We start from the raw sequence: 7,023 nt of genomic DNA, 5'->3' as shown, positions 1-7,023 counted from the left end.
CGTATTTTTCTTTTCGGTTGATTCGGAAGCCGCTTTGGGAGCTATCGTGATCGGATCTGTTTTCCTGACAGGTTCGTAGGGTAATGTGAACCAGAAAGTGGAACCTTTACCCTTTTCTGAGTTTACACCGATTGTTCCACCTAACCGCTCAACAATCATCTGGCAGATGGAGAGCCCAAGTCCCGTTCCCTGCGAGAAACTGTTTAATTTTACAAAGCGTTGAAATACCTTTTGAGCCTCTTTCTCACTAAAGCCACACCCTGTATCGGTTACATAAAAGTAAATTTCATTGTCGTACACCCTGTAGCCAAAGGTGATGCTGCCTTCTGAGGTGAATTTGATAGCATTGTTTATGAAATTGGTAATAACCTGCAATACCCGGTTTTTGTCTGTTTTAATTATACAATGCGGTTGTTTTTCAATAAAGGATAGCTGTACCTGACGGTCAACTTTCAGCTTGTAACTTCCCTCGATTTCCGAGAGAAGATTATTTATATTTACTTCAGTCTTGATAAACTCGAGCGTGCCGGCTTCAATCTTGGCCAAGTCCAGTATGTCGTTGATAAGCTGGAGCAATACTTCATTGTTGTTGTTTATAATATGTACGTATTCGTCTTTGTCCTGTTGGTCTGTTGCCGAGGCGAGAAGTCCCGAAAATCCTACAATGGCATTAAGCGGCGTCCGGATTTCATGACTCATGTTGGCTAAAAATGCAGATTTTAAACGATCCGATTCTTCTGCATGCTCTTTAGCTTCGCGGAGTTCGTTCTCGATACGTTTCTGCTCTGTTACGTCTTCGGCCTTCACCACTACGCCGGTTACATTGTTTTTTTTATCCAGTATCGGATTGGCCAGAATACGGACATATTTTTTTGTCTGGTATTCGTTTGTGACCTCAGCCATTTCTTTGGTATGTATGGCTTTGGTAACCGGACAATTCGGACAAAAGTCTTCGAGTGAACCGGACGAGAGGCAGCTGTATTTCTTGCCATTGATAGACCGGCAGTAGAAGGGAACCTGATTACTCCATTTAACTGTATATTGAGGGGTTACAAACTTAATGGAGGATTTAATGTTATTCAGAATGATCAGGTTGTCTTTTTCTATATCCAGCAAGTGATCTTTCAGATTTTTATTCCGGATGTAAAAATAGAGTCCGGTGAAACAAAATAAAACCAGCAATATGGTTATCACAACCAGTATTTCGTATTTGTAGCGGACAAAAGGAGATGTATTTTCTCCTTCAAATACGGAAAACTCGGGTAAAAGCTCTCGGGAGATATTCATCTCCTTCAGTTTATTTACCTCAAATTTGTATATATTTGGAATGATAATCTTTTTTAGTTCATTATCAGTCTTTTTGCTGCTGAGAGTTTGAATGACTTCTTGTGCAAGATCTGCCCCCTGATTACGATATTGAGGAATATATCCGCCCATTGCCCAATGTCCGAGTCCCACTGATGTGATTGTGAAGGCCGGAATGTGAGGATTGGCAGACATCATGCTGTAAGTAGCATTCCCTATATAGTAACCTTCACTTATGTCTACCCGCCAGGTTCCTAACAGGATGGCGGTGTTGGGTGGAAACTCCTGTATTTGTTTACTTATCTCGTATATATTGTTTTTTCTCCCGTCTAGTCTGATCAATGTCAGTTCCGGATGTTTTTTGAATTCCTGAACTACGATGGATTGGAGTGCCAGGCCTCCAAAGCTGTTATCTGTAACCAATGCTATGTTTTTAGTTTCCGGATACAACCTTTTTATCAGGTCAATATTCTTTTCAATATTGTATTCGTAAAAGATGCCGTGTATGGGCTGGCTATGCTCGAGTTTATCAATATAAAAAGCTTCGGGTTCCCAAATGTTTACAGAGGGGATGGAGTCGGGAAGCAGGAGGGTGTTACTGCTAACCATTCCGCAGACCAACGGAATTTCCCTGAATTCGGAAGGGTTTACAGAGAGATACGATGCCCAGGCTTCCTGCCCCAGTATTACGATTGCGGATGGCTTATTCTTTTCGCTGTATTTAGAAAGAATTCCAGTCATCCGGTTTTTCCAGCTATTAGCCTCTGGCAGGCTTTTACAGTTCATGTTTTCAATAACGATCTGCTGCTTGCCGCCAAGTTTGTGGTAGGCATCAGCAAACGTGGTGATACATTGCGTTGTATTCCGGGTATCGGGGTTATAAGAGCTGATAATTAGAATCGGATTTTCTGCCTTTGCAAATGATTGAAAAGGAATGGCTATCCCTATACACAATATAAAGACACGCAGGAATAAGAGAATCGTATGCAATGGAGGCAGATAATTTTTCATTTCAGGGAACAGATTGCTTATCAGTCAGATTACTTCTTCGGACAAATATAAAGAATAATTAGGTTTTTCAAAGTCATCCGGTGCTGAAAATATAAGGTTGTGTGGATAACGGTTTCGTGTAGACAAAAAAAGAGCCTTTCTTCACAGAAAAGCTTTTCTTTTAACAAGATCAACTAATAGAAAAACATCTTGTTCTCATCATTATCTTATATGCTTATATAATTAGCAAGTTACTGATATAGCAATTACAGTGTCTAAATTATATAGGCAAAGATAGGCTGACCGGATAGCTGATGCAATACCTATCTATATGTATATTTTTTTGTGTGATACCTAGATTGAGGGATATGCAGTAAATCTGTTTCCCAAAGGATGCTGTTTATTGGATATTATTCAGTTCATTTGTGAATAAATTGAAATACTGAACTATTTGTGTAAAATAAATTCCTTCTTCTTTGTTGTATAGTTGAATAAAAGGAAAAAGAAGTATATTTGAAATTAGAATTTTACAAACGATTGATTTATGTACAGGAAAGGAAAATATAGAGAGACTGATAAGATGAGTGACCTGATAGGTGATAATTACCCCATGCTGTTGGTGATGAGCCGTTTTGGGATTCCTCTTGGGTTTGGAGAAAAGAATGTAAAAGAGGTCTGCAAGATGCACCATGTTGATGCCTGCACGTTTCTTACGGTGGTAAATTTCTTATCGGACGATTCACACGATACCCCGATCCTGTCTGATTGCTTTTCAATGGAGGCGCTGATATCTTATTTACAGAATTCTCATACCTATTTTCTTGATTTCAGACTGCCTAATATCCGCGAAAAGCTGGTGAATGCGATCCATAACTGCCCAAAAGATGTGGCCTTTGTCATAATTCGCTTTTTTGATGAATATGCAGAAGAGGTCTTTAAGCACATGCAATACGAAGAGAAGGTTGTTTTCCCTTACGTAAAGGGACTGTTAAAAGGTGAAAAAGACAGCCGGTATAATATTTCCATTTTCAAGAAAAGGCACGATCAGATCGAGATGAAGATTATTGAACTAAAAAACCTGATTATTAAATATTATCCAGCTGAAGGTGGTAATTTACTTAACAGCGTATTATTCGATATTTTTGCCTGCGAACAGGATTTAGCTTCACATAGTAAAGTGGAAGATTATCTGTTTACTCCGGCAATTCTTGAATTGGAAAAAAATCAAAGTTAAGTTATGACCATTAATTTGAATATCGTAGTTGCCGATCCTTCCGTAATTATCAGAAGCGGTATTGAGGCGACGTTGAAACGGATTCAGGGGGTTCGTTTTCATATAGATGAGGTTTCGGTTATCGATACTTTGTATGAATTCCTAAAGAAGCGTAAGCCAGATATTTTAATTATAAATCCAGCATTGTTAGGGTATGCTTCCCTCTCTTTGTTGCGGGAAGAATGTGTCTGTCCCAAATTGAAATGCGTAGCATTACTTTATGCTGTGGCAGAGCGTTCGTTACTGAATCAATACGATGAGTTCATTACTATATATGATTCTGCAGAGGATATAAAAAACAAGCTCGAGAAAATTTCAATCCACGAGGAAGAGGATAAAACGGAAGATGATGACGAGCTGCAAACCTTGAGCAGCCGTGAAAAAGAAATTGTAGTGTGTGTGGTGAAAGGACTTACCAACCGTGAAATAGCAGAGCAGCTTTATTTGTCGGCTCATACGGTAATTACCCATAGGCGCAATATCGCAAGGAAACTCCAGATTCACAGTGCGAGCGGTCTTACTGTTTACGCAATCGTAAATAAATTGGTCGAACTGGGAGATATAAAAAAATAACCGATCAAGTTTTCAGTATGAAGCTCGACCGGTTATTTCTTTAATTTTCAGATTTTCTACTTTTTAGAGAAGAATTCTTTCTCTTTCCATTCCCTCATCAGGTCGGACATAGTTTCTTTCACACTCATTATGCGGCTTGCACGGTAGGCATTAGAGCCGGCAAATGCGTATCCATTGTTGAAGTTTCCTTTAAATGCATTGTAAAGCGCAAGCATGATGCAATAAGGACTTTTGGATATATCACATGTTTTAATGCAGTGGAAAGGACATGATTTGGGCTGTTTGATTCCCTCTTTAACCTGCTGAATGAACGAACTGCCAATCGCTCTTCCGGGCATTCCAACAGGGCTTTTTATTATTTCGATATCCTCCTGTCGCGCTTTGATATACTGCTCTTTGAAGGCAGTAGATGCATCGCACTCCTCGGTGGTTACAAAACGGGTTCCTAACTGTACGCCTGATGCTCCAAGTTCCATCATGCGATAAATATCTTTTCCTGTGTAGATTCCTCCTGCTGCTATCACGGGAATTTTTTTGTTGTACTTTTCTTCAAAAAGAGCAACCTCTTGGACTACCTGAGGTAAAATTTCTTCTAAAGAAAAATGTTCATCTTCCAATTGGTTTTCCTTATAACCAAGGTGACCACCGGCTTTTGGACCTTCCACAACCACTGCATCAGGGAGGTAATTGTACTGGCTCATCCATTTTTCGCAAATAATGCGAACTGCACGGGCTGAAGATACGATGGGAACAAGCTTGGTCGTGCTGTCTTTTTGCAGAAAGCTTGGCAAGTCGAGCGGAAGACCTGCTCCACTGAAGATAATGTCAGCCTTTTCAGCTATGGCTGTCTTTACCATATCGGCAAAATTCGTCATGGCAACCATCACGTTTACACCGATAATACCTTTAGCTTTCTCACGAGCTTTTTTCAGCTCTTCTTTAAGTCCGAGAATACTTGCTTCACCAAAATTGCTGGAGAGTTTATTATATAAAAGTCCTAATCCGGCGCTGGAGATAACGCCGATGCCTCCTTCGTTTGCGACTGCCGAGGCAAGGCCTGATAAGGAGATACCTACGCCCATCCCACCTTGGATAATGGGTACATGAACCTTTAGGTCTCCGATTGTCAATGTTTTCATCTGAATTGTTTCTAAATACAGGCCACAAAGTTAATACATTATATGGATTCAAGTATATTAATGAAATAAATATTGCACAGGAGGTGTGAAATTGTGCAACAAAAAAAGAGTTGCCTGTTGTTGGGCAACTCTTTTCAATATATTTACTGCTAAACAATTAGTTCACGGGGATATATCCGACATCTTTTACTGTTTTCTGACCTTCGGCAGAAAGAATGTGATCGATAAACGGTTTTACTTTTTTCTCATTCTTAACATCGTAGTAATAGAATAGAGGACGTACAACCGGATACGATTTGTTTTTTGCATTGGCAAAAGAGGGTTCTATATACTTTTTACCTTTATCATAGGAAATGTGAATTGGCTTTACCTCCTTATTCAGGTAGGCGAGTCCTACGTAGCCGATGGCTCCTTTAGTCTGACCAACGGACTGAATAATAGCTCCGGTGGCAGGCATGCTTAAGATACCATTCTTATAGTTCTTATTTTTCAGGACACTCTCTTTGAAGAATTCGTATGTTCCTGATGAGGTTTCGCGTGAATAAGCTACAATCTTAAGATCGGCTCCCCCAACTTCCTTCCAGTTGGTTATCTTACCTGTAAAGATTGCTTCTACCTGTTCGCGAGTTAGGTTTGTAACCTTATTTGAAGGGTGAACAACAACTGATAAAGCATCATAGGCTATAATTACCTCTTTCGTAGTTTTTCCTGCTTGTTGTAATTTAACCTTTTCGTCGAATTTCATTTTACGGGAGGACATGGCAATGTCGGTTGTTCCTTCCATCAGGGCAGAAATACCTACTCCGGAACCACCTCCGGTTACTGTTATTCTGGCACTTTTGTTTTTATTCATGTAGTTTTCGGCTTCAGTTTGAGTAAGCGGCAGCACAGTATCACTTCCTTTTATTTTCTGCGCAAATACATTCGAGGTAAGTAGGCAGGCCATAGCTGCCAGTAAAATTGTCTTTTTCATTTTCGAATTGCTTAGTTAATGAATGTAATCTATTAAAATTTATATTGTAAACGTACTGTAAGCACGTTGTCTTTTCTGTCACTTTCGTATCCGCTTACGTTGGCACTTTTCTCATTTGAATTGATTTCATAATATGCCTGCAGTCTCACATTCTTGCTGAAACGGTATAAGGCTCCTATTCCAATGGTGCTTTGCGCCAGATCGGTTTTACTTGTATTTGATCCTGCAAGTCCGACTTCGTCCTTTTGTAAATCGGTATTTGGATCGTAGGTGTCGTATTTCAGCACAGCCGAGAATGGCGACGATCCGATATCTTGTATCAGGTAGAAGAAGTAACCGATAAACGGACGTTTGTATAATGCATTTTCCGGCGAATTTGTGGGACGCGCACTGTAATTCGGACTCTTACTGCTTCCTGCAATTCCTGGTTGTATCCCCAGTAATCCTTCTGCACGCAAGGTTGTTTTACCCATGGCCGTCAGGATGCTGAACTGGCCATCCATGCCTACATATTCACGTTTCATATAAGTGCCTGTTGTTCCTTTATCTACTACCCTAAACTCTTTTCCAACCATTTCATAGGCTGTAGTTGTCGGGTTGTAAACACTTCCGTTGTAGTAAGAAACTCCAAGACCCCATTGGGCATAATCTCCAATTGTTTTTTCGGCACCCAGACGTCCGATAAAGTCTTTGCGGCTATCGGTTTCTTTATTGATGCTATTTCCTGCAAAAAGACCGGCCTCCAGCTTTAGAAAATAAAACTTGCTTTC

At 40.1% G+C, this 7,023-nt stretch carries 5 protein-coding genes and 1 pseudogene; 2 read left to right on the top strand and 4 right to left on the bottom strand.

What is annotated here, in order from left to right; translation table 11 throughout:
• A partial coding sequence (locus AB7E53_RS09820) for an ATP-binding protein (RefSeq protein WP_446775409.1) occupies nucleotides 1-2,316 on the bottom strand: 2,316 nt, incomplete at its 3' end.
• Nucleotides 2,317-2,839: 523 nt separating this feature from the next.
• Here AB7E53_RS09820 and AB7E53_RS09815 point away from each other — a divergent pair.
• Both AB7E53_RS09815 and AB7E53_RS09810 read left to right on the top strand, forming a co-directional pair.
• Nucleotides 2,840-3,529, top strand: a complete 690-nt coding sequence (locus tag AB7E53_RS09815) for a hemerythrin domain-containing protein (RefSeq protein WP_179399786.1) — start codon at nucleotides 2,840-2,842, stop codon at nucleotides 3,527-3,529.
• Nucleotides 3,530-3,532: 3 nt separating this feature from the next.
• A complete protein-coding gene (locus AB7E53_RS09810; RefSeq protein WP_446775407.1) occupies nucleotides 3,533-4,141 on the top strand; it encodes a LuxR C-terminal-related transcriptional regulator in 609 nt (202 codons plus the stop codon).
• A gap of 56 nt (nucleotides 4,142-4,197) precedes the next feature.
• Here AB7E53_RS09810 and AB7E53_RS09805 read toward each other — a convergent pair whose 3' ends face one another.
• The 3 genes and pseudogenes from AB7E53_RS09805 to AB7E53_RS09795 form a co-directional block, all read right to left on the bottom strand.
• Entirely contained in the window at nucleotides 4,198-5,280 is a 1,083-nt protein-coding gene (locus tag AB7E53_RS09805; RefSeq protein ID WP_446775405.1) for an NAD(P)H-dependent flavin oxidoreductase, read from the bottom strand.
• Nucleotides 5,281-5,437: 157 nt separating this feature from the next.
• Entirely contained in the window at nucleotides 5,438-6,253 is an 816-nt protein-coding gene (locus AB7E53_RS09800; protein WP_079684188.1) for a PstS family phosphate ABC transporter substrate-binding protein, read from the bottom strand.
• A 32-nt stretch (nucleotides 6,254-6,285) separates the two neighbouring features.
• Nucleotides 6,286-7,023: pseudogene (locus AB7E53_RS09795) on the bottom strand (hypothetical protein); the annotation flags it as partial.

Source organism: Macellibacteroides sp. (genome assembly GCF_050251695.1).
In the GTDB taxonomy this organism is placed as follows: domain Bacteria; phylum Bacteroidota; class Bacteroidia; order Bacteroidales; family Tannerellaceae; genus Macellibacteroides; species Macellibacteroides fermentans.
The sequence above is the reverse complement of the archived record's forward strand: the minus strand, read 5'-3'. Positions and strand labels throughout refer to the sequence as shown.